Origin of the sequence: Deferrisoma camini S3R1, assembly GCF_000526155.1 — a bacterium.
GTDB lineage: Bacteria > Desulfobacterota > Deferrisomatia > Deferrisomatales > Deferrisomataceae > Deferrisoma > Deferrisoma camini.
This window is the reverse complement of the sequence record NZ_JAFN01000001.1, coordinates 1,486,344-1,511,238: the sequence shown is the minus strand read 5'-3', so window position 1 is coordinate 1,511,238 and position 24,895 is coordinate 1,486,344. Positions and strand designations below refer to the sequence as shown.

Here is a 24,895-nt window from a genome sequence, read left to right as displayed (position 1 = left end):
GCTTCTCTATTTGTTTATTAGCACGTGAAAACAATATGACCAAGGAACAACATTCACTAAAACCGACAAGTGGAGTGCAAAAAACACCCACGGCACAACCATTTCTACTCTTGTAAATGGATGATAAATCTTAGGATTCTTACCGCGTTCCAATGATTCCCATTCTGCATCATATGGCGCTATTGGTAAATTTTTCTCCATAACATGAATGACTTTAAATTTACCCGAATTAAGATCTTTGTATGAACGAATCAGTCGATACCATGTATAACATAAGGCCATGCCAGCAATGCTTACCAACCAATAAAATTTATTACTTGTGTCAACAGCACCTCCTAACTGCACATATCCAATTAAAGCAACCACTGCCGTATTTACTGATAAGAAAAATGAATTTGCAGATTGTCTCCTACTGCTAATACGATCTGCCATTTCAACATACAATTTATACTGTTCAATGTAATGGCTCTCATAATTTGCCCCATATTCTGCCTTTTTTACCCTGAATAGCGTTTCTTCTAAGGACATTATTTTTTGCCTTATGCCAATTCTCTAATAGCAGAAACTATTGAATCAGTGTTCCATCCAACGATTCTATCCGCAGCTTCTTTGACTTTCCTAGAAGTTTTCTCAGCACCCCAAGGCTGAATAGCAACGATAGGTTTTGGTCTCATGAATTCTGTTTTTGCAATTTTTATTTCCTTATCAATCCATTTGCTGTAACTGGAATACACCCCAGCCAAAATTAACACAACGTGAACTCCAGTAATCTTATTTTTTATTGCTTCATACAACTGATAGTCGTAAGGTGCATTATGAATTGGGTCATTTTTAGGGACAGAGTGATTTTTATATATGAAGTATGGCTTTGCATCAAGCAATGATACCAATTTTTCATATGCATCACTATATGCCCACGAATGGCTTATAAATAAATTGTACGTTCTTGGCATTTCATTTCTCCCTTGCGCTAACAGGGCCTTATGCGGACGTCCACATAAGACATTTATCTTGACGTCGGCATAAGGGGCTGTAGGGTGACGAAACGTGCACGCGCGAACGCCAGCCCTAGAGACTCGTCATGGTATCCCCACTACCAATCCAGGGGAGGTCCTCCGCCAAGGCAAGGATCTTTTGGAAGCGCTACCGGGATGTTCTCGGGGACGAGGGGATACGCTGCGGACTGGTGCGTGCGTCGCGCTCAACACTTTGTCCGCTATGGAACGGGGCGGAGGATTGCCAACCGTTTCCCCGAAGACGTTGAGGCTTACTTCTCCCGCTACCTGAGGAAGCCCGCTCTGGAGGCATGGCAGGTCGCCCGGTGGGTCGATGTCGTCCGCCTGCTCTACACCATGCTCAACGTTCCTTGGGCGCCCGGTGTCCAGTGTCCTTCCGCCGGGGCCGAATGGCCGTGGCAGTGGGTCTTCCCCTCGCACAGGCTCTCCACCGATCCAAAATCGGGGATCGTACGACGTCGCCACATCCATGAGGCAGGGGCCCTGAAGGCGGTCCGGCGTGCCGCGAAAAGGGCTGGTATCGCAAAGCCCGTTTCCCGCCACCCCTTGCGCCATTCGTCTGCCACCTGCTTGCTCGAGGCCGGTTCGGACATCCGGACGGTTCAGGAGCTGCTCGGCCATGCGGATGTGTCGGCGACCATGATCTACACGCACGTTCTGAACCGGCCCGGCCTTGCCGTCCAAAGCCCCGCCGACTTCGGCGACCCTGTGGCCCATCGGGAACCGTTGCACCCCCTCCCTTGACGCAAAACGGCCGCACACGCCTCGTCGGGCGTTGCGGCCGTGGATGGTGCCTAGGGTCGGGTGTCGGGACATCGCCTCCCCCGGTCGATTTCCCTGTTGTAGCGGGTTCCTGTTGTATACGGGCGGGCGCCCGTGTGTGTCAAGCTGGAACGGGGGGGGAGAACGGGCCGCCCGGCGGGCCGACGGTCGGAAATCACGCCCTGTGGAACCGCACGGTGAAGCCGGCGACAAGGCCGGCCCAACACTGCCGAGGCAGCCTGCGACCGGGCTTGCCCCGGTTTCGTGGACAAGTCGCGTGGCGCTCGCGGGCCCACCCTCTCCGGGTTGGCCCGCTTCCACGGATTGCGATCAAACAAAAAAAGCCCTGCCGCTGGGATTCCCGGGCAGGGCTGTGGGGTCGGGTCAGGCCGACCGGGGGAGCCGGAACGGTCGGCGCGTTGCGACGGGCTTCGTCCACTCGCCCGTGGGCCTCAGCCACGGGCCGCGCAGACGCGGCTCCCAATCGTTCAGCTTGCCTCGGGCCGCGATCATGGCCTTCAGGGCGAGCCAGTGCTTGTATCTCCACCGGGGCGACAGGTCGGCAGTGGCCACGTCCAGGTACCACCGGACGTGCTTGCACCGCCACTGCCACGGCCCCACCTTCCAGCGCTTCCAAATCCTCTCGGCGATGAGGCCAGCGAGACCCAGGTAGTCGCGCTTTCGCTTGCTGCTTCCCGGGATCGACCGGGCAAGCAGGCTCTCGCCGATTTGTCTGGCCCGAACGTGGGTCTTCGGTGCCGCCATCGCGCTTACCTCCTTCCACCGATGTACTCGCTCGCCACGTCCATGCGGCCGTGGCCGAGTTCGTAGGAGACCTGCCTGCGGGCCGCCTTGTCGTCTTCGTCGGACGCGGTGCGCCCGCCCGCGAGGACCGGGGCCTCGTGCCCGGTCAACTCCTCGTAGCGCTCGCAGGCGTAGGCCGCCCGCAGGTCGTGGATCTTTCCCAGTCCATACTCGTCGCGAACCTCCCGCCACACCCCGTGGACGTGGTTTCGGAACTCCTTCCAGGAGTTGTCCGTCGGGATGAGGTTCCTGGCCTCGCCCTGGGCCTCGGCCGCCCGCCTGAGCGTCTCCATCGCCCGGTCCGACACCGGGACCAACCGCTCGACGAACGCGCCTCGGCCTCCCTTCGTTCCTTCTCGAATGTCCACCCGGCCCGTGCGCTCGGCCTGCCGCAGGGCGCTCTTGGCGTCCAACATGGACGCCTCGCGCATCCGAAGGCCGAGATCCCGGGCCAATTCGATGACCGCCGCCGCCCGTTCGTGCCCGCGCTCCCGTAGGGCATCTGCCGCACGGGCCACGGCGTCGCGGTCCAGTCCCTTCGGGGCGTCCGTTCGCACCGTAGTGCGCTGACCGACAAGCTCGCGCGGCGAGACACGGACCCGATCGTCCTGCCGCAACGCCGACAGCGTCACGTTGGCGCTCGACAAGAGGTTTTGAGCGTAGGCGACTTTCATCTCTCCTTTCAGCACCCTCTCGGCGAGGTGTTGCCCGTATCGCTCCAGCACCTCCCGGGTCACGTCCCGCGCGTCGCGGATCCCCTGTTCCTTTGCCCATCGCGCGAACTCTCCCCATCGGCTCGCGTGAGCCGCGACCGTGGCGTAGTGCCCGCCGCCATACGCATGGTTGAGGGCCTGGCGTCCCGCCCAGGCCATCTTGCGGCCCCAGCCAAAGTTCCTGTGGCCTCCTACCTTCATGCGGACCTCCTTTCCTGTGGGGGATAGATGCCACCCTGGGAGACGGTTCAGTGGTCACTCGGTTCGCCGCCCGAGCTGCGGTGTGAGGGGCGTTCCCTCACAGGGCATCTATGTGAACCGCCGGGCTCTCGTCGCCTTTGTGGACCCACCAGAGCCGGGTCGCGGGTAGGCGAGGGCGTCCGATCCGGACGCCGAGCCGGGCGGGATTTTTTTCGGGAGGTGGCGGAAGGAGCAGGCAGGGAGAGTGGGGCGCCGGGACGCTGACTCGCCTCGTCAGCGTCTTCCCACGACGCGGTGGCCGCAAGGCCCCACGGTGTCCAAAACGGACACGGGGAAGATCCCGGTGGAGGATGCGGCCGACGCAGACTCCCCTCGTCTGCGTCCGGGCGCGACGCCGTGGGATACCGGGTTCACACCGAAGGGGGCTGACTCGTCCTCGTCAGCCTCCCCCCCTGGAAGACGGGATTTTCGGGATTTTTCGTCGGCCTTCCGGCCGATGTTCGGTCGCCCTTGCCGTGCGAAATGCCCAGAAAATGTCGGTGGTTGCGTCTTCTTGCCGTTTCCCTTCGGGGGTCTTCCGGGGTCTCTGTCTCTGCGGGGCGCAGAGACAGAGACCCGGCCCGCCGGCCAGGGGTGCCCCTCTCCGGCAGGCCCAAGGCGTGATGGTCGTCTCCGGGCCGGTGCGGCGCGCAGCGGCCCGTCGCCGCGGTTCAGTCGTCGCAGTTCAGGGGGTCCGGACGCCCGGCGGCCTGCAAGCCGGCGTCGGCCCCGTGCGAGATCGATACCGCTCGTGTGGCTGTTCCAGAGTGTCCGGATGAGAAGCCGTGCGAAACGCGCAGCCTCTCATGTCACGTGAGGCGTACCGGGTGAGTCCTTGGCGCTCGTGCCCGCCCGTGGGGCAGGCATGACGACGTGGAGGGACAACGACTGCGAAGGCACCGCAGACGCAAGGAGGCCCTTGGGTCTGCTGATGAGACACTCAAACCGTGGTGTCTAGGTTCCCCTCAGTGGGGGATTCACCGCCTGTATGGCGACAGGCGGAGGAAGGAAAGCTTGCAACCCCTATAACACACCCACCCAGGTTCGTCAAGCAGAACGCGGGCAAGAAAATGGCATTGAGCCACACATCATGGACGGGCACTTACGTAGCGCCGTGGCCTGAGTGATGAGGCGAAGAGCGCTGTTACTGTTGGTGGCGTTCTTTTACTGTCAAGTGCCATGCGTTGCGATCTCTTCCGGGAACGGAAAACGTCATTGCCAACGCTCCAGCGGAGTCCGCCCCGCCTTTTGCCCCTCGTCAAGACCCCCGTCGCCGGACCCCCACGAGCCCGGGATGCGATTTTTTTCCGGAGGTGGGCCCCAAGAATGTCCTCTGTCCGGGCAGTACAGGATGAGGGGGCAGCGCATTCCCTGTCCCGTCGCCGAACGCCCGGGCGCGGGAAGGGAGTCCAGACAACTCCAGGGCGAAAGGAGGTGCTAGATGAGCGAGAAGGTCAAGCTGATGAACGAGAAAGAGGCGGCGGCGTACCTGGGACTCTCCGTGCGGACTTTGCAGGCCTGGAGGCAGAAGGGTATCGGCCCCGCTTGGAAAAAGTTGGGCCGCGCCGTCAGGTATGCCCTGAGCGATTTGGATGCGTTTCTCGAAGAGTGTACGAGAGCGTCCACATCGGACGCCGGCCCCAAAGTCGCGGCATAGGAGGGGCAGAGCCGGGAGAGCGGTCCGCGAGTTCGCGTTCCCTTTCGGACCGGTTCCCGCGTGTTGCGCCTTCGCTTTTCCCTATACCCGAAACACGCAATACCCGTCGGCCTACCCGTCGGCGCCGTTCCCGGCACCCGGAAACGGGATCACTTCGGCACCCGGCTCGATCCCGGCCAATGTGAGGATGCGGCGCTCCACCTTCTCCATCGCGTCCCGCAGGCGCTCGGGGGTCAAGCGTAGGTAGCCGGCCGTCACGTCTTCCCGGGGCAGGGCGTGGTTCAGAAGGGCCTTCACGGCGTAGCTCGAAAGGTCCAGGCTCTCGGCCACCGTGGCGAAGGTGCGCCGGAGGTCGTGAACGGTGAAGGTCACGCCCGAAGCCTTTTGGATCCGGTTCAGGGCGTAGCGCACGTTCTCGAACCGTTCGTCCTGGCGGCGCCGGTCCGTGGTCACCCGTTCGGAGAACACCCAGGGGTCGCCGGCTGTCTCCCGGCGGCGCTTCAGGAGCCCCCAGAGGTAGGGGCCCAGGGGCAAGGTATGGTCCCGCCGGGCCTTCGTGTCCCGGAAGGTCACCTTTCCGCCCACGAGGTCCACCTGGTCCCAGGTGAGGTTCGTGGCCTCCGAGCGGCGGCACCCGGTCAGGAGCACGAACCGGAAGAAGTCCCGGGCCACCGGGTCGGGGTCGGCCAGCACGGCCTCGAACCACGGGCCGAGTTCGTGGGGTTCGATCACGGTCCGGCGAGGTTGCAGCTTCTTCCATGCACGTGCAGCCGAAAGCACCTTCACAGGGTTCTCCCGCAGCACGGGTTCCCCGTCCGGGGTGCGCCAGGCGGCCTGCACGAACCCCAGAACGGCCCGGAGGTACCGGAAGGCGCGGTTCGCCTCCCCGGGCGCCCGGGCGGAAACCTCCACGTAGCGCTTCCGCACGTCTTCGGGCCGCAGGTCGGTCACCCGTCGCTTCATCCAGTCCTTGAAGTTCCGGTTCAAGGTCTTGGTCACGTCTTGGCGGGTGCGTTCCTTGAGGTCGCGGGTTTCCAGGTACTCGGCCACGGCATCGCCCAGCGTACGGGCTTCCAGTTCCTCGGCCTTCGCCTTCGAGTCGGGGTCTTCGCCCTTGGCGAGTTCCCCCGCGAGGGCCTTCGCCTGCAAGCGCGCCTGGTCAACGGTGAGCGGTCCGAAGGGGCCGATGGTCCACCGCTTGGCGCGGCCTCGGACCTTCGCCTCGAAGAAGAACACCGCCCGGCCCGTATGCGCCACCTTCACACCGAACCCGGTCAACGCCGTGTCGCGCACCAGCACCGCGCCCTCGGCCGGAACCGGAATCGCCTCGATGGCGCGCTTGGTGAGCTTGCGGGGTTCCAAGGTCCTGGTCGGGTAGGTCTTGCGAGCCTTCGTTTTCGTCGTCGGGCGGGCGGGCATGGGAGCACCTCTGCGTTCGGGTCCGTCAAAGGTCCGTGTGTCGGGTGGCAGTAGACCGGCAGTAGACCGGAAGCGCAGTAAAGCAGGTCATTCGGTGATCGTCAAGGGGAGAAGTGAAAGCCAGTAAGTTGTAGCGATGACGGTACGTTATGGAGATTAATCGCAAAAGGTGGGAAATGGTGAAAAACGGCCGAGAGCGGACTACGGATCCGCAGGTCAGGGGTTCGAATCCTCTCGCGCGCACCAGTAAGAAACGAAGGGGCCAGCCGATCCGGCTGGCCCCTTCGTCTTGGTTCTTCCGGCAAAAAGCGGGGCCCCCACCGGGGGCCCCGCTTTCGGGTCGGTCCGAAACGGTCGGCTCAGGCGCAGCCGCCGGAGCAGCTTCCGCAGTCGGTGGGCTCGCAGCCGCCGCCGAACAGGGCCGCCAGTTCCTCGGGCCGGGGCTTGCGAACCTCGGCCACGGTCACGTCGAAGTGGAGCCGCTCGCCGGCCAGGGGATGGTTGAAGTCCGCCACGACCACGTCGTCGCGCACCTCGTTCACCCGGAACACCACGGGGCCGTGGGGACCTCGGGCCTCGAACCCCATGCCGGGCTCGATCTCCATGTCGGCCGGGAAGTTCTCGCGGGGGATCTCCCGCATGAGGTCCTGCCGGGGCAGGCCGTAGCCGTCCTCGGGCTCCACGGTCACCTTGGCGGACTGGCCGGCCTCCATGCCCCGCAGGGCACGCTCCAGGCCGGGGATGATCTGGCCCTTGCCGAAGATGAAGCCCAGCGGCTCCCCCGGGTCCGAACGGTCCACCACCTCGCCCGAGTCGAGGGTGAGGGTGTAGTCGATGGCCACGTACAGGTTGTCTTCTGCCTTCATAACTCTCTTACCTCCAAAAAAAGTTTGCCCGGCCCCCTTGTGTCTCGGGGAGACCGGGACGTTGCGGAGCCACCCTACCCGGCCCGGATACGTCTGTCAAACGAAAAGGTCGTTTTCGGCAAAAAAACTAGGAAACCTGTGTCATGTCCAGAGGGGCCGCTCGGGGTTCCTTGAGGCGGCATGGGCCCATCTGATAGATTCGGTGGCCCCCTGTCCGAGGCGGGTGGGGCGAGCCGTCAACCGGCCCGGCCTCCCTGCCGTCCATTCCAATCGGAGCTGCCAAGGAGGTCTCCCCATGCCCGTGTCCCAGCGCGTTCGCACGGCCCTCGAGCGGGCCTCGTGGATCCGGAAGATGTTCGAGGAAGGGGCCCGTCTGAAGAAGGAGCTCGGGCCGGAGAACGTGTACGACTTCAGCCTGGGCAACCCCAATCTGGATCCCCCGGATCGGTTCCGGCAGGTGCTGCAGGAGCTGGCCCAGGACGACCCCCCGGGGTGCCACGGGTACATGCCCAACGCCGGGTTTCCGGAGGTCCGCGAGGCCGTGGCGGCCTACGTGTCGAAGGAGCAGGGGGTGGGCCTCACGGCGGACCACATCGTGATGACCGTGGGGGCCGGCGGAGCCCTGAACACCGTGTTCCGGGCCATCCTGGACCCGGGCGACGAGGTGGTGGTGCCCCGGCCCTACTTCGTGGAGTACAACTTCTACCTGGACAACCACGGCGGCGTGCTCAAGACCGTGCCCACCACCGAGGCGTTCGACCTGCGGCTCGACGCCCTGGACCAGGCGATCGGCCCCCGGACCCGGGCCGTGCTGATCAACTCGCCCAACAACCCCACGGGCAAGGTGTATGACCGCGCCAGCCTGGAAGCGCTGCGGAACCTGCTGGATCGGAAGTCGGCCGAGCTGGGGCGCAGGATCTACCTGATCTCGGACGAGCCGTACCGGAAGATCGTGTACGACGGGGTCGAGGTGCCGCCCGTGCTCGAGATCTTCCCCCACGCCTTCGTGTGCACCTCGTACTCCAAGGATCTGAGCCTGCCGGGGGAGCGGATCGGGTACATCGCGGTGAGCCCCCGCATGGACGACGTGGCCCTGGTGACCGGGGCCCTGACCTTCACCAACCGGATCCTGGGGTACGTGAACGCCCCGGCCCTGGCCCAGCGGGTGGTGGCCCGGCTCCAGGGGGTCACGGTGGACCTGGAGTTCTACCGGCGCAACCGCGACACCCTGTACCAGGGCCTGGTGGAGGCGGGATACGACTGCCCCAAACCGGAGGGGGCGTTCTACCTGTTCCCCAGGAGCCCCATCGAGGACGACGTGGCCTTTGTGCGCGAGCTCCAGAAGGAGAACATCCTGGCCGTGCCCGGAAGCGGGTTCGGCGGCCCGGGCCACTTCCGGCTGGCCTACTGCTGCTCGTACGAGACCGTGGAGCGCAGCCTCCCCGGGTTCCGCCGGGCCCTGGAGCGGGTCCGGGGTTGAGCGCCCCCTCCCCACGAAACGGAGCACCCATGACCGAACCGCAGCCCCGCGGCCACTTCGGCCCCTTCGGGGGCCAGTACGTGGCCGAGACCCTCATGCCCGCCCTGGAGGAGCTGGAGGCGGCCCTGGAGGCCGCGAGCCGGGACCCCGGGTTCTGGGAGGAGTTTCGGGGCCTCCTGCGTACCTACGTGGGACGGCCCACGCCGTTGACCCCGGCCCACCGGCTCACCGAGGCCCTGGGCGGAGCCCGGATCTACCTGAAGCGGGAGGACCTGTGCCACACCGGGGCCCACAAGATCAACAACACCCTCGGGCAGGTCCTGCTGGCCCGACGGATGGGCAAGCGCCGAATCATCGCCGAGACCGGAGCGGGGCAGCACGGGGTGGCCACGGCCACGGCCGCGGCCCTGTTCGGGATGGAGTGCGCCGTGTACATGGGCGCCGAGGACGTGCGGCGGCAGGCCCCCAACGTGGAGCGGATGCGGTTGCTGGGGGCCGAGGTGGTGCCGGTGGAGAGCGGGAGCCGAACCCTGAAGGACGCCATGAACGAGGCGATCCGTCAGTGGGTGACCCACGTGGAGACCACCTTCTACGTGATCGGCTCGGTGGCCGGCCCCCACCCCTACCCGGCCATGGTTCGGGAGTTCCAGCGGGTGATCGGTGAGGAGACCCGGGCCCAGTGCTTGGAAACTCTGGACCGGCTGCCCGACGCGATCGTGGCCTGCTTGGGGGGCGGCTCCAACGCCATGGGCATGTTCGCGCCGTTTCTGGAGGACCCCGTCACCCTGGTGGCCGTGGAGGCGGCTGGCGAGGGGGTGGAGACCGGCCGCCACGCCGCGGCCATCGGCGCCGGCCGGGTGGGGGTGCTCCACGGCATGAAGTCGTACTTCCTCCAGGACGGAGACGGCCAGATCCAGGAGGCTCACTCCATCTCGGCCGGGCTCGACTACCCGGGCGTGGGGCCGGAGGTGGCCTGGCTGGTGGAGTCGGGCCGGGTGCGCACGGTGACCGCCACCGACGCCGACGCGCTGGAGGCGTTCCATCTGACGGCTCGCACCGAGGGCATCCTGCCGGCGCTGGAGAGCTCCCACGCCCTGGCCCGGGCCGGGGACCTGGCCCGGGAGCTCGGCCCGGACGGGATCCTGGTGGTCAACCTCTCGGGCCGCGGCGACAAGGACCTGGCCACGGTCCTGGCTGCGGGGAAGGGAGGTGCCGCGTGAACCGCCTGGAGTCGACGCTTCGTTCGGTGCGGGATCGGGGGGGGAAGGCGTTGGTACCGTTCCTGACGGCGGGGTTTCCCGACCGGCAGACCTTTGTGGATCTGTTGCTGGAGGCGGAGCGGGCCGGAGCGGATGCGCTCGAGGTGGGGATCCCGTTCTCGGACCCCTCGGCCGACGGACCGGTGATTCAGGAGGCCAGCTCCCGGGTGCTGGCGGCCGGGTACCGGCTAGAGCACGCGTTCGCCGATCTGCGCGTCGCCCGGGACCGGGGCCTGGGGATCCCGGCCCTGTTCATGACCTACTACAACCCGGTGCTGTCCCGGGGGGGCGAGCGGTTCGCCCGGGCGGCCCGGCAGGCCGGGGCCGACGGGGTGCTGGTGGTGGACCTTCCCTGGGAGGAGAGCGGCGAGTTCCTGCCTGTGGCCCGGGATCAGGGGCTCGACACGGTGCTCCTGGTGGCACCCACCACGCCCGAGGAGCGGGTGGGCCGCATCGTGGCCGGCGCCTCGGGGTTCGTGTACTGCGTGAGCGTGACCGGGGTCACCGGGCAGAAGCGGCCCGTCGAGGCCACCGTGGACGATCTGGTCGGCCGGGTGCGCCGCCACACGGATCTGCCCGCTCTGGTGGGGTTCGGGGTGTCGGACGCCGCCTCGGCCGCGGCGCTCGCCGCGCGCTCGGACGGGGTGATCGTGGGCAGCGCCCTGATCCGAACCGTGGGCGACCTTGCCGGGGCCTCGGCCGTGGCTCGGGCCCGCAGGTTTCTGGACTCCCTACGGGAAGCGTTGTCTAGAGACTAGAGACTAGAAACTAGAGAAATTCCGGGTAGCTCGGCCTGTGGGGCGGGCGCTCCAGCAGACCCCATGACCCCGAACTTTGGCGCGGTTCGAGAGTCGCCTGGCCGCCTAGCTGCCTAGCGGGCCGAAGACCCGAAGTCGCTGGGAGGCCGCACCGCCCGAGATGTCTTGCCTTTTGGCTACGGTGACGGCATCTTGTATGCGTTGAAGTCGGACTGGACGACTCTCTGGCATGGTCGCTTTCCAGCCTTCCAGCTTCCCAGCCTTCCAGCGTAAAGAGGTGCCATGCGAGTTCGTGACGTTCGAAGGGGATACGTGTCGGGTACCCCTTCGCCGGGTCGCCCCCGTCGAGAGGCTCCGGTGGAGGGGGTGGCCGGGGTCGGCGTGGCCGTGGACCGGGTGGAGGTCTCGGACCGGGGCCTCGAGGTGCAGCGGGCCCGGACCCTGGCGCTCCTGGCCCCGGAGGTGCGGCAGGAGCTGGTCGAAGCCCTGTCCCAGGCGATCCGGGAAGGCCGGTATCGGGTGAGCGGCCGGGAGGTGCTGCCCCGCCTGCTGCGGGAGCACGCCTGGGGCCTTGGGGGGCAAGGAGAGGCGTTCCCGTACGGGTGAGGATCCCCCGCGCCCGCCTCGGTTCCATCGCCGGCGGACGGCGCCAGCCGAGGAGGTGTAGCCATGCCCATGTACCCGTACCACTGCCCCAAGTGTGACAAGGACTTCGACGTGGAGATGCGCCCCACCGAGGTGGGGAAGCGCACCGTGGAGTGCCCGAGTTGCCATGAGAAGAAGGTGACCCGGGTGTACACCGGATTTTTCGCCAAGACGAGCCGGAAAGCATGACCCACTGGGGCGGGCGCGGCGCACGAACCGCGTGCGCCCCGCCGGCGGGGGACGAATCCCAGGGCGGCAGGCGGATCGGGCCTGCCGTTTTTGTATGGACGTTGGGGCCTTTGGCCCGCAGGGCGGCTGGGAAGCAGGGAGGCTAGGAGGCTAGGAGGCCAGAACCCTCCTTGATCTCTGAGCGCCGCCAGCACCGCGACACGGGAGCATGGGATCTGCTAGGGAGCCGGACGCGGCTCCAAATTCTAGTCTCTAGTCTCTAGTTTCTAGTTTCTACGGCCCCTCACCCGCGGCCTGCCCGAGCTTTCAAGGAAACCCCATGCTGGCTTCTCCGATCCAGAAAGTGATGAGGGAACTCCAGAGGCTCCCCGGGGTGGGCGAGAAGACCGCCACGCGGTTCGTGCTCCACCTGCTCAAGGCGCCCCGGACCGAGGTGGAGTCCTTGGCCCGGGCCCTGGTGGAGCTCAAAGAGAAGGTGAAACCCTGCTCGGTGTGTTTTCAGCTCACCGAGTCCGATCCCTGCGCCGTGTGCGCTTCGCCCCGACGGGACCGGAGCGTGGTGTGCGTGGTGGAGGACCAGGCCGGCGTGCTCGCGATCGAGCGCACTCGCACCTTCTTCGGGCTCTACCACGTGCTCGGCGGGCACCTCTCGCCCATGGAGGGGGTGGGGCCCGAGGACCTTCGGATCCGGGAGCTGGTGGACCGGATCGGGCGGGGGGAGATCCGGGAGGTGATCGTGGCCACCAATCCCCACGTGGAGGGGGAGGCCACGGCGTTGTACCTCAAGAAGCTCCTCGAGCCCCTGGGGGTCCGGGTCACCCGGATCGCGCGCGGGGTGCCCCTGGGAGGCGATCTGGAGTACATCGACGCCCTGACCCTGGGCCGGGCCCTGGAGGGGAGGAGTTCGTTCTGATGGTGATCCGCGCCGTGTGGCCTACCGCCGAGGGGCGGCCCTTTTTCGCGAACCTCAAGGTGATGCGGGCGACCCTCCAGGCTCTGGAGGCCGCTCTGGGACCCGAGGCCCGGGTGCGGGCGTGGGTGTTCCTCGAAGACCGGTTCGGGTTCGTTGCCGAGGGCCCAGACACCCTCCCAGACCTCCTGGAAACGGCCCGGAGCAGGGCCGAGGAGCGGTTCCGGGCCCAGAACGGGCAAGGGCTGTGGGGGGCCGTGGCGGAGGAGGTCGAGGTCCTTGGCTCTCCAGTGGCCGTTGTGCGGCCTTTGGCCGAACTCCTCTTGGGGAAGGGGTTCGCGGACAGCTTAAGCGAATATCCGTGGTGCGGAGGGGGGTGGCTGCTTGGGAGCGGTGACAAGTTGATAGGAAGGGGGGGGGAGAGCCGGAAGGACGGGGTCACCCCGAAGTAAGAGGACCGTGGCTCGTCGGACGAGGATGGCAAGGGTTAGGGGGGGACAGGAGGACAGTAGGGGCGTGGAGGATCGAGGCTTTCAGCTTTCCGCCTCAATCTGCCGAAATGATGCGGAGATGTGGGTTTCGAGGGGGGTCCGGTCGGAGAACCGCGATCCGGCCGGGCCGAGCCCGATACGACGAAAAGGGGGTTTGTGGATGCGGGGGCTTTTGATCGGGGTGCTACTCCTGGGCATGACAGCTAGCGCCGTGGCCGAGGAGGTGTTGATCCTCCACGACCCGACGTTGCCGCCGACCCGCCAGGTGGTTGACGCCTTCAAGGAGGCCTTGGAAACGGCTTTTTCCCACCGGGGGCCACGGCGTCTCGTGCCCGTCACTTTCCGGGAGTTGGAGTGTGACGAGGCAGGTCGGAGAGGTGTCCTCGGGGGGGACGGTCTCGGAGCGGACCTCGTTTTCGCCGTCGGCACGCGGGCCCTCGAGGCGGTACGAAGGTTGCCGGAACCCGAGATCCCTGTGGTGTACGTGCTCGTGCACCGGCCACCCGACTGGAAGAGGGCGCGCACCCCCGTGACGGGCGTGGGCATGCAGGTGCCTCCGGAAAGATGGATCAAAATGATCCGGGAAGCCCTCCCAGATGTGAAACGTCTGGGCGTCTTTTTCGACCCGAGCAACACCGGCAACTTCGTGAAAAAGGCAGAGAACGCCGCGGCCCATCAGGGGTTGGGGCTCACCGCGTTGGAGGTCCGGTCTCCAAAGGAGGTTCCTGCGAGGCTGGCGGAACTCCCCCCCGACGTGGGTGGGCTCTGGATGATCCCAGACCCTACCGTGGTCACACGGGAGACGGTCGAGTCTCTCCTTTTGTACTCGCTCCGGCACCGGATGCCCTTAGTGACATTCTCCGAAGGGTACCTGTCTTTAGGGGCCACCGTTGCGGTCACCCTCGATTTTCCGTCGATCGGGCGCCAAGCCGCGACCTTGGCCTGGCGGATCCTCAACGGGGAGCCCGGGGGGAACGTGCTTCCCGAGCCCCCCAAGGGGGTTCTCCTTCGGGTCAACCCCAGGGTGGCCCGGAAGCTGGGTGTACGCTTGGGCGTGGTGCCTTCGGGCGCTGAACGGTAGGGCTCGGCATGGATGCGAAGAAACGTTGCGTTTTTCTGCCGTCGCGGCACTTTGCATTACAGACCTACCTGTACCTGGCCGCGACCATCCTGTTCGCAACGGTCCTGCTGAGCGGAGCCTTGATCCACTTCCAGCAGCGGATGCTCCGGCGCCAGATGCAGGAGAAAGGGACCACTGTGGTCTCCTTCCTGGCAGAGAGCCTTCGGCTCGGGCTCTTTTCGGAGAATGCAGAGGAGATCCGTTCGGCGTTGTTGCCAGCGTTGAGGGACGACGATGTGGAGTGGGTGGCCGTGTTCGACCCATCTTGGCGCCTCTTGCAGTACGGTCGAAACCTGCCTGGGGCGCCCACGGAAGCAAAAGGGCAGGTGCCTGCTCCTTCGGCCGAGGTACGGGCGATCGTTGCCCAGCCGGGGGGGATCGCCCATCACGAGGACGCGGAGAACATTACTTTTTGGAAGGCGGTTCGGGCCGAGCTGAGCGCCCCCACGGTGGAGGGGCTGTACTTCTTTACGGGTCCCCTCGGCCAGCCGGCGTCGGGAACCGTGCTGGGGTATGTGGGGGTAGAGGTCAGCAAGCGGGCTCTGGAGGCGGGCTTCCGGGCCATCGTGGTCCGGAGCGTGGGGGCGGGGGTGGCGTTCTTGGTGTTGGGGTGGTGTGTGACGTTCTTGGTGGTTCGGGGCGCATCCCGGCCCCTGCGGCGCCTCCTGAACGAGATGCGCCGTCGGGGGATCTGGACGGAGACCCCCGCATCCCGCGGACTACTGGCCGACCCGTTTTACGAGCTGGTCCAAGCGCTGGATCGGGCGTTCGTGACCATCGACGAGCTGCGGTTGGGGCTGGAGGAACGCGTCCGAGAAAGGACCGCTGAACTCACCGAGGCGAACCAGAGGCTTCAGGACGAGGTCCAGGAGCGGACGAGGGTTCAGGAAGAGCTGAAACGGGCTCGGGACGAGCTGGAGGAGCGGGTCAAAGAACGAACGGAGGAGCTGGAAACAGCGTACAAGCAGCTGGCCCACTCGGAGAAGCTCACCGCCCTCGGTACGTTGACCGCCTCCGTGGCCCACGAGCTGAACAACCCCCTCACCGGCATCCGAGGGGTGCTCGAGTCACTGGAGTACCGGGGCGGCCTCTCTGCTCGGGAGACGCGTCTGGTCAAACTGGCGATCCAAGAATGCGATCGGATCGATCGGCTGATTAAGAACCTTCGAGACTTCTACCGGCCAACGACGGACCGTACAGAGGATCTGGACGTGAACGAGCTGGTGGACTCGGTGGTGCTTCTGTGCACCAAGGATCTTATGGTCCGGGGGATCGAAGTGAAAACCTCGTTCGCGAAGGACCTGCCCAGGGTGCGGGGAGTGGGGGACCAGTTGAAGCAGGTGGTGCTCAACCTGATCACCAACGCCCGAGACGCCATGCCTTCAGGGGGCACATTGAGGGTGGCGACCGAGGCGAGCGAAGGGTGGGTGAAGATCCACGTTGAGGACACCGGGGGAGGTATCGAGGAGAAGGATCTGGAACACATCTTCCGGCCGTTCTTCTCCACCAAGACGGCGGGGGAAGGGACCGGCTTGGGCCTTTCGATCTCCCGGGGCATCATCAAACGCCACCGGGGCGACATCGAGGTCGTGAGCCGGGTGGGCGAAGGTACGCGGTGCACGGTAAGCCTGCCGGCGTCGGATCCGGCCCAGGATGGGAAGCCGGACGGTGGGAGTGAGGCCGTGCGCGGGACGGCGGATTCCGGTTGATTCCGGGGAAGCGGAGGAGAACGGTGAGCAGTGTCCGGTGGTTCCCGCACCTCCTGTCGGTTGCAGCCCTTCTTTGCTCCGGAGTGCTGGGGGGAGGGTGGTGCCCGGCTTGGGCGGGCGACCAGGCCGTGTTCGAACGCATGTACTTCCCGGGCGAAACCTTGGTGGAGGCTCCCACCCGCCACCCCAAGCCGCTGTCCCAAACGGCGGAGAACGTGACGATCATCACCGCCGAGCAGATCCGAGACATGAACGCCCACACCCTGGCCGAGGCCCTGAACCGGGTACCCGGCGTGTTCGTGGAGTTCTTCGGAGCGGATCTGGGAAGCCTTTCCCTGACCCGGATCCAGGGCTCCCGCGAGGAGCACGTGCTCGTGCTGGTGGACGGGATCCCCTGGAACTTCCTGTCCGGGGGGAACGCGGAGACCCTGACCATACCGGTGGGGGTCGTGGACCGGATCGAGGTGATCAAGGGGCCGGCCTCGTCGGCTTGGGGGTCGTCCCTCGGCGGCGTGATCAACGTGATCACCAAGGACGTCGGCCGGCGGCCCCGGCCCGAGGGGAGCGGCTCGGTCTCGTACGGGCCGGGCACCACCCTGGACGCTCGGGCCGAGGCGGCCGGCCGAGCAGGCCGGCTGGGGTACTACCTGTACGGGGGATACCAGCGGGCCGAGTGGGAACGGACCCACGGAAGCTTCCGGAACCGGGCGGCTTATGCCAAGTTCTCACTGCCTGTACGACCAGGGCTGCGAGTCGGCTTCATGGGCGGATATGCAGAGGCGGAGCCAGAATCTGGCCACCTGGTGGGGCAAGGGGTCAGATCCGAAGACGACCTTCACGCGGCTTTCGGCACGATCATGGCGGACATGGACCTCGGGGAACGGTTGGGGGCTCACTTCGCTGCGTACCGTTACGATCACCGTCTTCGTGGGACCGGCTATGAAGACGGGACGCGGGGGCCTACGGGGTCCCTGGTTCGGGAGGTGCGGTTCGACGAGGTTTCGGAGGGTCTCCGGGCACGGTTGGTGTGGAGTCCCGAGGGCCACGTGGTGGTGCTGGGGGTGGATTACGACCACGGCCGGTTGGATCAGACCGTGGAGTCCGGGCCGGTCTTCCAGTCGCGGGGGACCCCAGCCCGGTTCACCTCCAGCCCCGAGCTGGATCGGTGGGGGGTCTACCTCAACGACACTTTCTCGGTGGCCGGCTGGAGCCTGACCCCTGGGTTGCGGTACGACGAGCACTCGGTGACCGGCCCGATCGTCAGCCCCAGCTTCGGTGCGGTGCGGCGGGTGGGGCGGCAGACCGTGGTCCGGGCCACGGCCGCTCGGGGGTTCTCGAGCCCCCCGCTGTCCGAGCTCTCGGGCGGGGGCGCAAGCACCGACCCGAACCCGGATCTGGAGCCGGAGAAGATCTGGTCGATCCAGGCCGGGGTGGAGACCAAGGCGATCCCGTTCCTGTGGGTAAAGGCCACGGGGTTCTGGCACCGGTTGGTGGACCAACGGGTAGCCGAGCCGTCCCCAGACACCGAAGGGAACGTGCGCAAGGTGAACGGCGAGGGGGCCACCCGGGCCGGGATGGAGCTGGAGCTGGAGACCGCGCCGGTGCTCCGTACCTCGCTGCGGTGGGGCCTGGGCTACGTGGACCACGACCAGGAAGGGGATGGGGACGACCGGGAGCAGTATACCTTCGACGTGGCCTTGGTCCACCGCTGGCCCGGCTCGTTCCACGGGGAGCTGGCCGGTCACTTCGTGTGGTGGGACCAGGGCCCGGACGAGGGGGATCGCAACGACCCCATATGGGACCTGAACCTGTGGAAGCGGTTTCGGGTGGGGGCAGGTGTGGGCATGGAAGCGTTCCTCACGGCCCACAACCTGTTCCAAGGGCGGCAGTACACCGACCCGGACCGGCCCAACCCGGACCGGTGGGTGGAGGTGGGGCTGCGATTTTCCTTTTGATTTCCGGTTCCGGTCCGAGCTAGACTAAAAACGTCGTTTTGGCAGGGCGCTGGACGTCCGTTCCCGACCACCCGGAGAAAGGAGGTCAGACGATGGAAGAGCTCGGCATTCTGGTTCTGGACGAGGGGATCGACGGGGAGGCTTTCGGGCCGATGACCACGTGTTGCTTCACTTCTGTGGCGATTTTTCGGTGGAGCGGCTAAGGTGCCTTTGAGTAAGATTGTCGGCGGGAGCTTCGGCTCCCGCTTTTTTATTGGCGGCGAACGGACGAGCGGGGCGAGAGAAGCTCCCGGTACCCTGCGCGTGAGGACGCGAGCAGCGCCGCGAGCGCCGTCGCCAGTCCCGCGCCCGTAAACACCAGGTCCACCCTTCGCCCTGGCAGCTCCGCTGCCGCCCCGGCCAGGCCGATGCCCAGCGGCACCAACACCATGGTAAGGGTCTGGAAGGCCGTCAGGGCCCGGGCCCGCAGATGGGCGGGAACCCGGGTCTGGACCTGGGAGAGGAGAGAGTTGTTGTAGAACCCCAGAGCCAGACCGCTGGCCGCGATCCACCCGAGAGCCGCCCCGGGGCTCCGGGCCAATCCCAGCCCCACAAAGCCAACGCCGGCCACCCCCATGGTTCCCGCCGCCAGGCCCCCCCCTCGAAGGGACGTGTGGCCGGCCAGCCAGTATCCTGCAATGTTGGCGGCCCCGTACCCGGCCAGGAGGTATCCGTACCAGTCGGCCGGGAGCCCGAGAAACCTCGTGTCCTTCACCAGGAACGGCAGGAGCACCACCAAGGGCTCCAGGCAAAACGTGGTGCAGGCGGTCGCTAGCACGGCGGCCCGAAGGCCGGGATCGCCCCACACGTACCGGAAGCCTTCCTTTGCCTCCGTTGCCAGGCCGCGAACCGCCTCGCCCCAGCCGGCGGAGGGCCGAGAAGGGGCCTGGGGGAGTCGGATGAACGCCTCGGTGGCCGAGCTGATCAAGTACGTGATGCCGTCGACGGCCAGCAGAAACGGGGCGCCCAGCAGGCGGTAGGCCGTGCCCCCAAAGCCCTTGCCCGCAAGCCCCGCGGTTTGCACGACCGCCAGCGTGGCCGTGTTGGCCGAGGGCACCAGGTCGGGGGGCACGAGGTCGGGAACCAGTGCCCGGGCGGCGGCAGCGAACACGGCGGAGGTCGCCATGCCGGCCGCGTAGAAAAGGAACAGGGCAGCCAAAGCAAGGGATGGGGCTGTCGGAAAGGCCCAAACCGCTCCAGCCATGGTCAAGGCCGACAACCCTTGGAACGCATCGCACCACACGATGACCCTCACTCGGGGGTACCGGTCGGCCACGGCTCCCGCAATTGGGGTGGCCAAAAGTCCGGCGAGGGATCCCACCATCATCACCGCTCCCAACAGGGCAGCAGAGCCCGTGGCGTCCACGATCCACAGGGCCACGGCCATCGTGCTTAGTGACGATCCGGCCAGGCTGACGGCTTGACCCTGCCAGAACAACAGGAAGTTTCGGTTCCACAGGCCACTGGGCTCACACATGCGCTTTTCCGTTCGAGGCGGGGCGAGCGGCACCGAGGCGGCTGTCCTCCCCGGGGGGGGGCAGGCCCGGTCTCCTCCGTCGCGGGGGCCGAGCGGCGGCCGTGTGCCGCGGCCTGCGGCGCCCCCACAGAAGGGGCGGTATATCCCGGCGGCGGAGGCCACCATATTCCGTGGAGCCACGGGAAGATACAAGGAGGAGGTCGATCCAGGGCGGCGTGACAATCCCGTCGGAGCTGGGTATGATCGCCCGGCTGCTTGACGGAATCGCCCATTTCCGTTGGTGCGCGGGCCGATCCGGAAGGGCTCGGCCTGGCCCACGGGAGGGGTGCCACCGCCGGAGGTGATCCGTGGTTCTGTCCGCGTACGTGAAAGCCTACCCTTTCCCGGGACGGCCCGGAACGCTCCTGGTGTTCTCCACCCGGAAGACCTCCATGCTTTTGCTCCCGGAGGATCTGTACCGGCGGCTGGAGGCGGGGGAGATCCCGCCCGAGGCGGAGGAGCCGCTCCTCCGGCTGGGGATCCTGGTTCGCGACCGGGAGGCCGAGGTCCGGGAGGCGTTCGGATTTCTGGACCGAGCCAACCGAGAGACCACCGGGCTCACCATCGCCGTCATCCTGGGCATGGAGTGCAACTTTCGGTGCTCCTACTGCTATGAAGGGAGCCTCAAAGGACCCGCCCGCATGGACCGGGCCACCGAGGATCGCCTGGTGGAGTTCGTGGATCAGAGGTTTCTCCCGGGCATGGACACGGTGGTGGTGGACTTCTACGGGGGCGAGCCTCTCCTGTATCGGGACGCGATCGTCCGGATCTCGGGGAGCCTGAAGCGGCTCGTGGAGGAGCGGGGAGGCCGCTTCCACTGCACCCTGGTCACGAACGGATCCCTCCTGACCCCCGAGATCGTGGACGAGCTGAACCCCTTGGGGCTGATGGGCGTGCGGGTGACCCTGGACGGCCCCGGGGACGTCCACGATCGGTTCCGGCCGTTTCGCTCGGGCCGGGGGAGTTACGAGGCGATCGTGGCGAACCTGAAGAGGTGTGCGGGCCGAACCCGGATCGGCCTTGCCGGCACCTATACGCGGGACAACTACCGTCGCTTCCCAGAGCTCCTCGACGACCTGTCGGACCGGGGGCTCGGGCCGGAAGCGGTGGGGCCGATCCAGTTCAGCCCGGTGATGCACACCACGGACGAGTTTGCGCCGCCGGAGTCGTGTGTGGGATGCGCCTCGATAAACGAGGACTGGGTGGCCGAGGCCACTGTGTTCCTCCGGGAGGAGGTTCTCAAGCGGGGCTACCGCCCCCCCAAGATCGCACCCATCGCGTGCATGGTGGATCTGGAGTACGCCTTCACGGTTCACTACGACGGCACCCTGACCAAGTGCCCGGCGTTGGTGGGGCACGAACAGTTCGTGGCGGGGGACCTGTGGGAGGGGTTCCAGGACTACCGGGAACGGTTCGCCCTGGACCGCCTGCGCACCGCTGCCGCGTGCCGGGAGTGCGAGTATCTGCCCCTGTGCCTGGGCGGTTGCCGCTACATGAAGTACCAACGGGAGGGGCGGATGGGGGTGGAGTGCCAGCGCCGCTTCCTGGACCGCACGCTGGGGCCCATTCTGATCCAGGAGGCCCGGCTCTCGGGCAAGACCCGCGCCCCTTCCTAGCGCTGACCCGCACCGACCCCCTGCCGAAACCCGGCTGCGATGGGTCCGAAAGGGGATCCGCGCCCCTGCCCCGCCGTCGCACGGCACCCGCGTCCAGGCTCAACCAGAAGCGAGCTCCGCCTCGGACACCCTGGGCCGAATGGCGCCCTGGGGGCACACCTGGATGCACAGCCCGCACTCGATGCACAGCCCCTCGTCCACCACGGCCCGGCCGTCGGGGCCCCGCACCAGCGCCGGGCACTCGAACCAGGTGGTGCAGTACCCGCAGGCCACGCACGACTCGGTGCGGGGCATGGTGATGGCGTTGCGGGGGCACTCCACCTGGCACAGCCGGCACAGGGTGCACTTGTCCTCGTCCACCCGGTAGGTGTCGCCCTCCCGGGAGATGGCGCCGGTTGGGCACACCTCCAGGCACCGGTCGCACCGGGTGCACACCCCGCAGTGGAAGCACCGGTCCCGGGCCTCGCGGGCCGCCTTCTCCAGGGGGAGCCCCCGGTCCACCTCGGCAAAGCTCCAGATCGCGTCGTCCGGGGGGAGGGCCCGGGCGTTCGCCCTCGGCACGTCGGGAAAGTACCGGCGCTGGATGGTGCGCAGGGGGGGCACCGCCTGGACCCGGCCGGCCCGGCCGCCCCCGGGCTCGGCCCAGGCCTGGAGGCTGATGCCCGGGCCCCGGGCGATCCGCAGGGCCCGGGGCTCGAGCCCCTCGCCGGTGAGGTCCGCGTGGATCGCGAGCGCGGCGCGCTTGCCCGCGTTCACGGCATGGGCCACCGTGCCGGCGGCGTCGGGCGCCGCGTCGCCCGCCACGTACACCCGGGGCACGCCCGTGCGGCCCCATTCGTCGGGCGTAAGGTCTGAGGGCGCGCCCTCGGGCAGGTCGGGCTGGAGCCCCACGGCCACCACCACGGTGTCCACCTCGGCCCAGAACTCGGTCGGCTGGCCCTCCACCTGGGGGGAGAGCCCGAAGGGATGCTCTTGGGCGGCTCGGGTGTTGCGGAACCGCACCGACAGTCGCCGGCTCCGGCCGGCCGAGACCTCCTCGGGGGCGGCGTGGAACCGGAAGAAGATCCCCTCGGCCCGGGCCGCCTCCACCTCCTCGGGGATGGCCCGGAGCCGATCCGGCCCCCGGCGGTAGTACACGGTGACCTCGGCGCCCAGCCGCCGGGCCGAGCGGGCCGCGTCGATGGCCGTGTTGCCCCCGCCGATCACGGCCACCCGCCGGCCCACGCCGGGGGCGTCCCCCCCGGCCTTCAGGGCCCGCAGGAACCCGAGCCCGGTCCAGACCCCCTCGCGATCCTCCCCCGGAATCCCGAGCCGCCGCTCCCGTCCCCCGCCGGTGGCCAGGAGCACGGCGTCGTGGGCCAGCAGGTCGGCCAGGGGCCGATCGCGGCCCACGGCCACCCCGGTGTGCAGCACCACGCCGGCCTCCAGGATGCGGGAGACCTCGGCCTCGATCACGTCCCGGGGCAGTCGGTAGTCGGGGATGGCCCACCGCAGCATGCCTCCGGGTTCGGGAAGGGCTTCGAACACCTCCACCCGGTGCCCCAGCCGGGCCAGGTGGTACGCGGCCGTGAGCCCGGCCGGCCCCGCCCCCACCACGGCCACGCTCCGGCCGGTGGGGGTGGCGGCCCTCGCCGGGGCGGGCCGGCCCCGGGCGGCGTCGCCCGCGGCCCGTTCGATCCAGTGGACGCCCAGGGCCCCGTCCGCTCCGGCCCGGTTGCAGGCCTCCTCGCAGAAGTGGGGGCACACCCGGCCCAGGGTCGCGGGGAAGGGGTGCTCGGTCAGCACCAGGTCCGCGGCCTCGTCCCACCTACCCTCGGCGGCAAAGGCCAGCAGCCGCTCCACGTCGTTCCCGGCCGGGCACGCCTCCACACAGGGGCTCACCTTGTCCTGGTGTCGGGGCCTCCAGGCGGGCTTCCAGGAGCCGTCCTCGAGTCGGGGCAGGGGCCCGTGGACCACCTCGACCGGGATCCGGGGCCGGCCCGGCAGGGTGGCCCCGAACCGGGTCACGCAGGGGTAGCGCACCACCAGCACGGCCACCCCGCCGTCCGGGGAGCGGGCGTGCTCCCAGGCCCGGAACAGCCGGCGCTGGAAGCCGTCGGCATCGAACGGGTCGGCGTGGTCCACGTACTCCACCCCGCACCCCCGGATCAGGCCCTCGAGGGAGATCGCCCGGCCGGGGTGGCCGTCGGCCGTGGTGCCGAACTCCGGGGTGGGCTGCATGCCGGTCATGCCCGTGATCTCGTTGTCGAGGACCACGAGCACGAACCGGGCGCCGTTGTACACGGCGTTCTCCAGGGCCGGCACGCCCGAGTGGTAGAAGGTGCTGTCGCCGATGGTGGCCACGATGGGGGGCGGGTCGCCGTCCTGGGCGTGGGCATGGAAGAAGCCGGCCGCCATGGATACCGAGGCGCCCATGCAGTGGACCGTGTCCACGGCGCCCAGGTTGAGCCCGAGGGTGTAGCACCCGATGTCCCCTGGGAAGATCCCCCGGGGGAACGCCCGTCGGATGCCGTAGAACGAGGCCCGGTGGCCACACCCCGGGCACAGGGTGGGCCGGCGGATCGGCAGCCCCTGGGCCGCCCCCGGGGTCCCGGTTTGGGGCTCGGGCACGGTCAGACCGGCCTCCTCGGCCGCCCGGCCGAGCACCTCGCGGAGCCGCTCGGGGGTGAGCTCCCCGGCCCGGGGCACGTGGCCGGTGAGCCGGCCCCACACGGGCACGTCGAGCCGCAGCTGGGTCTCCACCGCGGCGTCGGGCTCCTCGATCACCAGGACCCGCTCGCACCGGCCCGCCAGCCCCTCCAGGGGCGCGGGGGGCAGGGGGTGGGCCAATGCCAGCTTCAGCACGGCCACCCGGTCCGAGAGCCCCAGGGACTCCAGCAGGTCCATCACGTAGGCGTAGGCGATGCCCGAGGCCACGATGCCCAGGGGCGCCGTGCCCTCGGGCAGGTGGAGCCGGTTCTCGGGCCACGAGGCCGCCTCGTCGGCGATGGCCGCGAGCTTCTGGTTCAGCAGCCGGTGAAGCTCGAACCGCGCCCGGGGGGTGGCCGCCCACCGCCGGGGGTTCTTGTCGAACCGGGCCTCCTGGCCCGGGCCGGTGACCGGCCCGCACGCGATGCGCTGGCTGGAGTGGCAGATCCGGAGCGTCGGCCGCAGGATCACCGGGATCTCGTGGCGCTCCGACAGCTCGAACGCCCGGGCGCACAGGTCCTTGGCCTCCTGGGCGTCGGCCGGGTCGAGCACCGGCAGCTTGGCGAACCGGGCGAACAGCCGGGTGTCCTGCTCGGTCTGGGAGCTGTGGGGGCCGGGGTCGTCGGCCACCACCAGCACCAGCCCGCCCTTCACCCCGATGTACGCGGCCGACAGGGCCGGGTCGGCCGCCACGTTGAGCCCCACCTGCTTCATGGCCACCATGACCCGCTTGCCCGAGTAGGCGGCGGCCAGGGCCGTCTCCAGGGCCACCTTCTCGTTGGTGGACCACTCGGCGTACAGGTCCAGGCCCATCTCCTCCTTGAACCGCACCACGGCGGGCAGGATCTCCGAGCTGGGGGTGCCGGGGTAGGAGGTGGCGAACTGGCACCCCGCCTCGACGATGCCGCGGGCAATGGCCTCGTTTCCGAGAAGGAACCGGTACTCGGTAGCGTGCATGGGGGCTCCTGAAAGGCTAGAAGGCTGGGAAGCTGGAACGAAACACACCGGTGCCGGGGGCACGTCCCCCGGCACCGGTGTGGCAG

20 protein-coding genes and 1 pseudogene are annotated in these 24,895 nt (G+C 67.5%); 13 read left to right on the top strand and 8 right to left on the bottom strand.

Annotated elements, in window-relative coordinates:
• Positions 1-6 precede the first annotated feature (6 nt).
• Both DEFCA_RS21415 and DEFCA_RS21410 read right to left on the bottom strand, forming a co-directional pair.
• Positions 7-528 (bottom strand): RipA family octameric membrane protein, encoded by a 522-nt coding sequence (locus tag DEFCA_RS21415; RefSeq protein ID WP_084318880.1) that lies wholly within the window; start codon positions 526-528, stop codon positions 7-9.
• 11 nt (positions 529-539) lie between these two features.
• A complete protein-coding gene (locus DEFCA_RS21410) occupies positions 540-953 on the bottom strand; it encodes a TIR domain-containing protein (RefSeq protein WP_084318877.1) in 414 nt (137 codons plus the stop codon).
• 441 nt (positions 954-1,394) lie between these two features.
• On the opposite strand from DEFCA_RS21410, the pseudogene DEFCA_RS24680 reads away from it, so the two are divergent.
• A pseudogene (locus DEFCA_RS24680) lies at positions 1,395-1,760 on the top strand (tyrosine-type recombinase/integrase); the annotation flags it as partial.
• 402 nt (positions 1,761-2,162) lie between these two features.
• Here DEFCA_RS24680 and DEFCA_RS0106590 read toward each other — a convergent pair.
• Both DEFCA_RS0106590 and DEFCA_RS0106585 read right to left on the bottom strand, forming a co-directional pair.
• Positions 2,163-2,543: a hypothetical protein gene (locus DEFCA_RS0106590; RefSeq protein WP_025322240.1), complete on the bottom strand. Its 381-nt coding sequence runs from the start codon at positions 2,541-2,543 to the stop codon at positions 2,163-2,165.
• Positions 2,544-2,548: 5 nt separating this feature from the next.
• Positions 2,549-3,496 carry an integrase domain-containing protein gene (locus DEFCA_RS0106585; RefSeq protein WP_025322239.1) on the bottom strand — a complete coding sequence of 316 codons (948 nt, stop codon included), beginning with the start codon at positions 3,494-3,496 and terminating at the stop codon, positions 2,549-2,551.
• Positions 3,497-4,976: 1,480 nt separating this feature from the next.
• On the opposite strand from DEFCA_RS0106585, the gene DEFCA_RS0106580 reads away from it, so the two are divergent.
• On the top strand, positions 4,977-5,192 hold the full coding sequence (locus tag DEFCA_RS0106580; RefSeq protein ID WP_025322238.1) for a helix-turn-helix transcriptional regulator: 216 nt from the start codon (positions 4,977-4,979) through the stop codon (positions 5,190-5,192).
• Between the two features lie 111 nt (positions 5,193-5,303).
• Here DEFCA_RS0106580 and DEFCA_RS0106575 read toward each other — a convergent pair whose 3' ends face one another.
• Together DEFCA_RS0106575 and DEFCA_RS0106570 are read right to left on the bottom strand one after the other, a co-directional pair.
• Positions 5,304-6,554: a tyrosine-type recombinase/integrase gene (locus DEFCA_RS0106575; RefSeq protein WP_025322237.1), complete on the bottom strand. Its 1,251-nt coding sequence runs from the start codon at positions 6,552-6,554 to the stop codon at positions 5,304-5,306.
• 416 nt (positions 6,555-6,970) lie between these two features.
• A complete protein-coding gene (locus DEFCA_RS0106570; RefSeq protein ID WP_025322236.1) occupies positions 6,971-7,477 on the bottom strand; it encodes an FKBP-type peptidyl-prolyl cis-trans isomerase in 507 nt (168 codons plus the stop codon).
• A 295-nt stretch (positions 7,478-7,772) separates the two neighbouring features.
• On the opposite strand from DEFCA_RS0106570, the gene DEFCA_RS0106565 reads away from it, so the two are divergent.
• From DEFCA_RS0106565 to DEFCA_RS0106520, 10 genes are all read left to right on the top strand, one after another.
• Positions 7,773-8,957, top strand: a complete 1,185-nt coding sequence (locus DEFCA_RS0106565) for a pyridoxal phosphate-dependent aminotransferase (RefSeq protein WP_025322235.1) — start codon at positions 7,773-7,775, stop codon at positions 8,955-8,957.
• Positions 8,958-8,986: 29 nt separating this feature from the next.
• Entirely contained in the window at positions 8,987-10,177 is a 1,191-nt protein-coding gene (trpB, locus tag DEFCA_RS0106560; protein WP_025322234.1) for a tryptophan synthase subunit beta, read from the top strand.
• Positions 10,174-10,974, top strand: coding sequence for a tryptophan synthase subunit alpha (gene trpA / locus DEFCA_RS0106555; RefSeq protein ID WP_025322233.1), 801 nt, complete (start codon positions 10,174-10,176; stop codon positions 10,972-10,974). Before trpB ends, trpA begins: the two co-directional genes overlap by 4 nt.
• Before the next feature lie 282 nt (positions 10,975-11,256).
• Positions 11,257-11,580, top strand: coding sequence for a flagellar biosynthesis anti-sigma factor FlgM (locus DEFCA_RS0106550; RefSeq protein WP_084318873.1), 324 nt, complete (start codon positions 11,257-11,259; stop codon positions 11,578-11,580).
• A gap of 63 nt (positions 11,581-11,643) precedes the next feature.
• Positions 11,644-11,808 (top strand): FmdB family zinc ribbon protein, encoded by a 165-nt coding sequence (locus DEFCA_RS21405; RefSeq protein WP_084318870.1) that lies wholly within the window; start codon positions 11,644-11,646, stop codon positions 11,806-11,808.
• Positions 11,809-12,127: 319 nt separating this feature from the next.
• Positions 12,128-12,721 carry a recombination mediator RecR gene (gene recR, locus DEFCA_RS0106540; protein ID WP_025322231.1) on the top strand — a complete coding sequence of 198 codons (594 nt, stop codon included), beginning with the start codon at positions 12,128-12,130 and terminating at the stop codon, positions 12,719-12,721.
• Complete coding sequence (locus DEFCA_RS0106535) at positions 12,721-13,170, top strand: hypothetical protein (protein WP_025322230.1); 450 nt, start codon at positions 12,721-12,723, stop codon at positions 13,168-13,170. Before recR ends, DEFCA_RS0106535 begins: the two co-directional genes overlap by 1 nt.
• A 199-nt stretch (positions 13,171-13,369) precedes the next feature.
• Positions 13,370-14,290: an ABC transporter substrate-binding protein gene (locus tag DEFCA_RS0106530; protein WP_025322229.1), complete on the top strand. Its 921-nt coding sequence runs from the start codon at positions 13,370-13,372 to the stop codon at positions 14,288-14,290.
• Between the two features lie 8 nt (positions 14,291-14,298).
• Positions 14,299-16,038, top strand: coding sequence for a sensor histidine kinase (locus DEFCA_RS20420; protein WP_025322228.1), 1,740 nt, complete (start codon positions 14,299-14,301; stop codon positions 16,036-16,038).
• A gap of 23 nt (positions 16,039-16,061) precedes the next feature.
• Positions 16,062-17,993 carry a TonB-dependent receptor plug domain-containing protein gene (locus DEFCA_RS0106520; protein ID WP_169709470.1) on the top strand — a complete coding sequence of 644 codons (1,932 nt, stop codon included), beginning with the start codon at positions 16,062-16,064 and terminating at the stop codon, positions 17,991-17,993.
• Positions 17,994-18,243: 250 nt separating this feature from the next.
• Here DEFCA_RS0106520 and DEFCA_RS0106510 read toward each other — a convergent pair whose 3' ends face one another.
• Positions 18,244-19,509, bottom strand: coding sequence for an MFS transporter (locus tag DEFCA_RS0106510; RefSeq protein ID WP_025322226.1), 1,266 nt, complete (start codon positions 19,507-19,509; stop codon positions 18,244-18,246).
• Positions 19,510-19,856: 347 nt separating this feature from the next.
• Here DEFCA_RS0106510 and gptM point away from each other — a divergent pair, with 347 nt between their 5' ends.
• Positions 19,857-21,164: a geopeptide radical SAM maturase gene (gene gptM / locus DEFCA_RS0106505; protein WP_025322225.1), complete on the top strand. Its 1,308-nt coding sequence runs from the start codon at positions 19,857-19,859 to the stop codon at positions 21,162-21,164.
• A 99-nt stretch (positions 21,165-21,263) separates the two neighbouring features.
• Here gptM and DEFCA_RS20415 read toward each other — a convergent pair whose 3' ends face one another.
• Positions 21,264-24,809, bottom strand: coding sequence for an FAD-dependent oxidoreductase (locus DEFCA_RS20415; protein WP_025322224.1), 3,546 nt, complete (start codon positions 24,807-24,809; stop codon positions 21,264-21,266).
• Positions 24,810-24,895 lie beyond the last annotated feature (86 nt).

Bases quoted from the DNA above. Each gene is read 5' to 3' on its own strand.
- DEFCA_RS21415 (WP_084318880.1), bottom strand. From the start codon at position 528: ATGTCCTTAGAAGAAACGCTATTCAGGGTAAAAAAGGCAGAATATGGG.
- DEFCA_RS21410 (WP_084318877.1), bottom strand. From the start codon at position 953: ATGCCAAGAACGTACAATTTATTTATAAGCCATTCGTGGGCATATAGT.
- DEFCA_RS0106590 (WP_025322240.1), bottom strand. From the start codon at position 2,543: ATGGCGGCACCGAAGACCCACGTTCGGGCCAGACAAATCGGCGAGAGC.
- DEFCA_RS0106585 (WP_025322239.1), bottom strand. From the start codon at position 3,496: ATGAAGGTAGGAGGCCACAGGAACTTTGGCTGGGGCCGCAAGATGGCC.
- DEFCA_RS0106580 (WP_025322238.1), top strand. From the start codon at position 4,977: ATGAGCGAGAAGGTCAAGCTGATGAACGAGAAAGAGGCGGCGGCGTAC.
- DEFCA_RS0106570 (WP_025322236.1), bottom strand. From the start codon at position 7,477: ATGAAGGCAGAAGACAACCTGTACGTGGCCATCGACTACACCCTCACC.
- DEFCA_RS0106565 (WP_025322235.1), top strand. From the start codon at position 7,773: ATGCCCGTGTCCCAGCGCGTTCGCACGGCCCTCGAGCGGGCCTCGTGG.
- trpB (WP_025322234.1), top strand. From the start codon at position 8,987: ATGACCGAACCGCAGCCCCGCGGCCACTTCGGCCCCTTCGGGGGCCAG.
- DEFCA_RS0106550 (WP_084318873.1), top strand. From the start codon at position 11,257: ATGCGAGTTCGTGACGTTCGAAGGGGATACGTGTCGGGTACCCCTTCG.
- DEFCA_RS21405 (WP_084318870.1), top strand. From the start codon at position 11,644: ATGCCCATGTACCCGTACCACTGCCCCAAGTGTGACAAGGACTTCGAC.
- recR (WP_025322231.1), top strand. From the start codon at position 12,128: ATGCTGGCTTCTCCGATCCAGAAAGTGATGAGGGAACTCCAGAGGCTC.
- DEFCA_RS0106535 (WP_025322230.1), top strand. From the start codon at position 12,721: ATGGTGATCCGCGCCGTGTGGCCTACCGCCGAGGGGCGGCCCTTTTTC.
- DEFCA_RS0106530 (WP_025322229.1), top strand. From the start codon at position 13,370: ATGCGGGGGCTTTTGATCGGGGTGCTACTCCTGGGCATGACAGCTAGC.
- DEFCA_RS20420 (WP_025322228.1), top strand. From the start codon at position 14,299: ATGGATGCGAAGAAACGTTGCGTTTTTCTGCCGTCGCGGCACTTTGCA.
- DEFCA_RS0106510 (WP_025322226.1), bottom strand. From the start codon at position 19,509: ATGTGTGAGCCCAGTGGCCTGTGGAACCGAAACTTCCTGTTGTTCTGG.
- DEFCA_RS20415 (WP_025322224.1), bottom strand. From the start codon at position 24,809: ATGCACGCTACCGAGTACCGGTTCCTTCTCGGAAACGAGGCCATTGCC.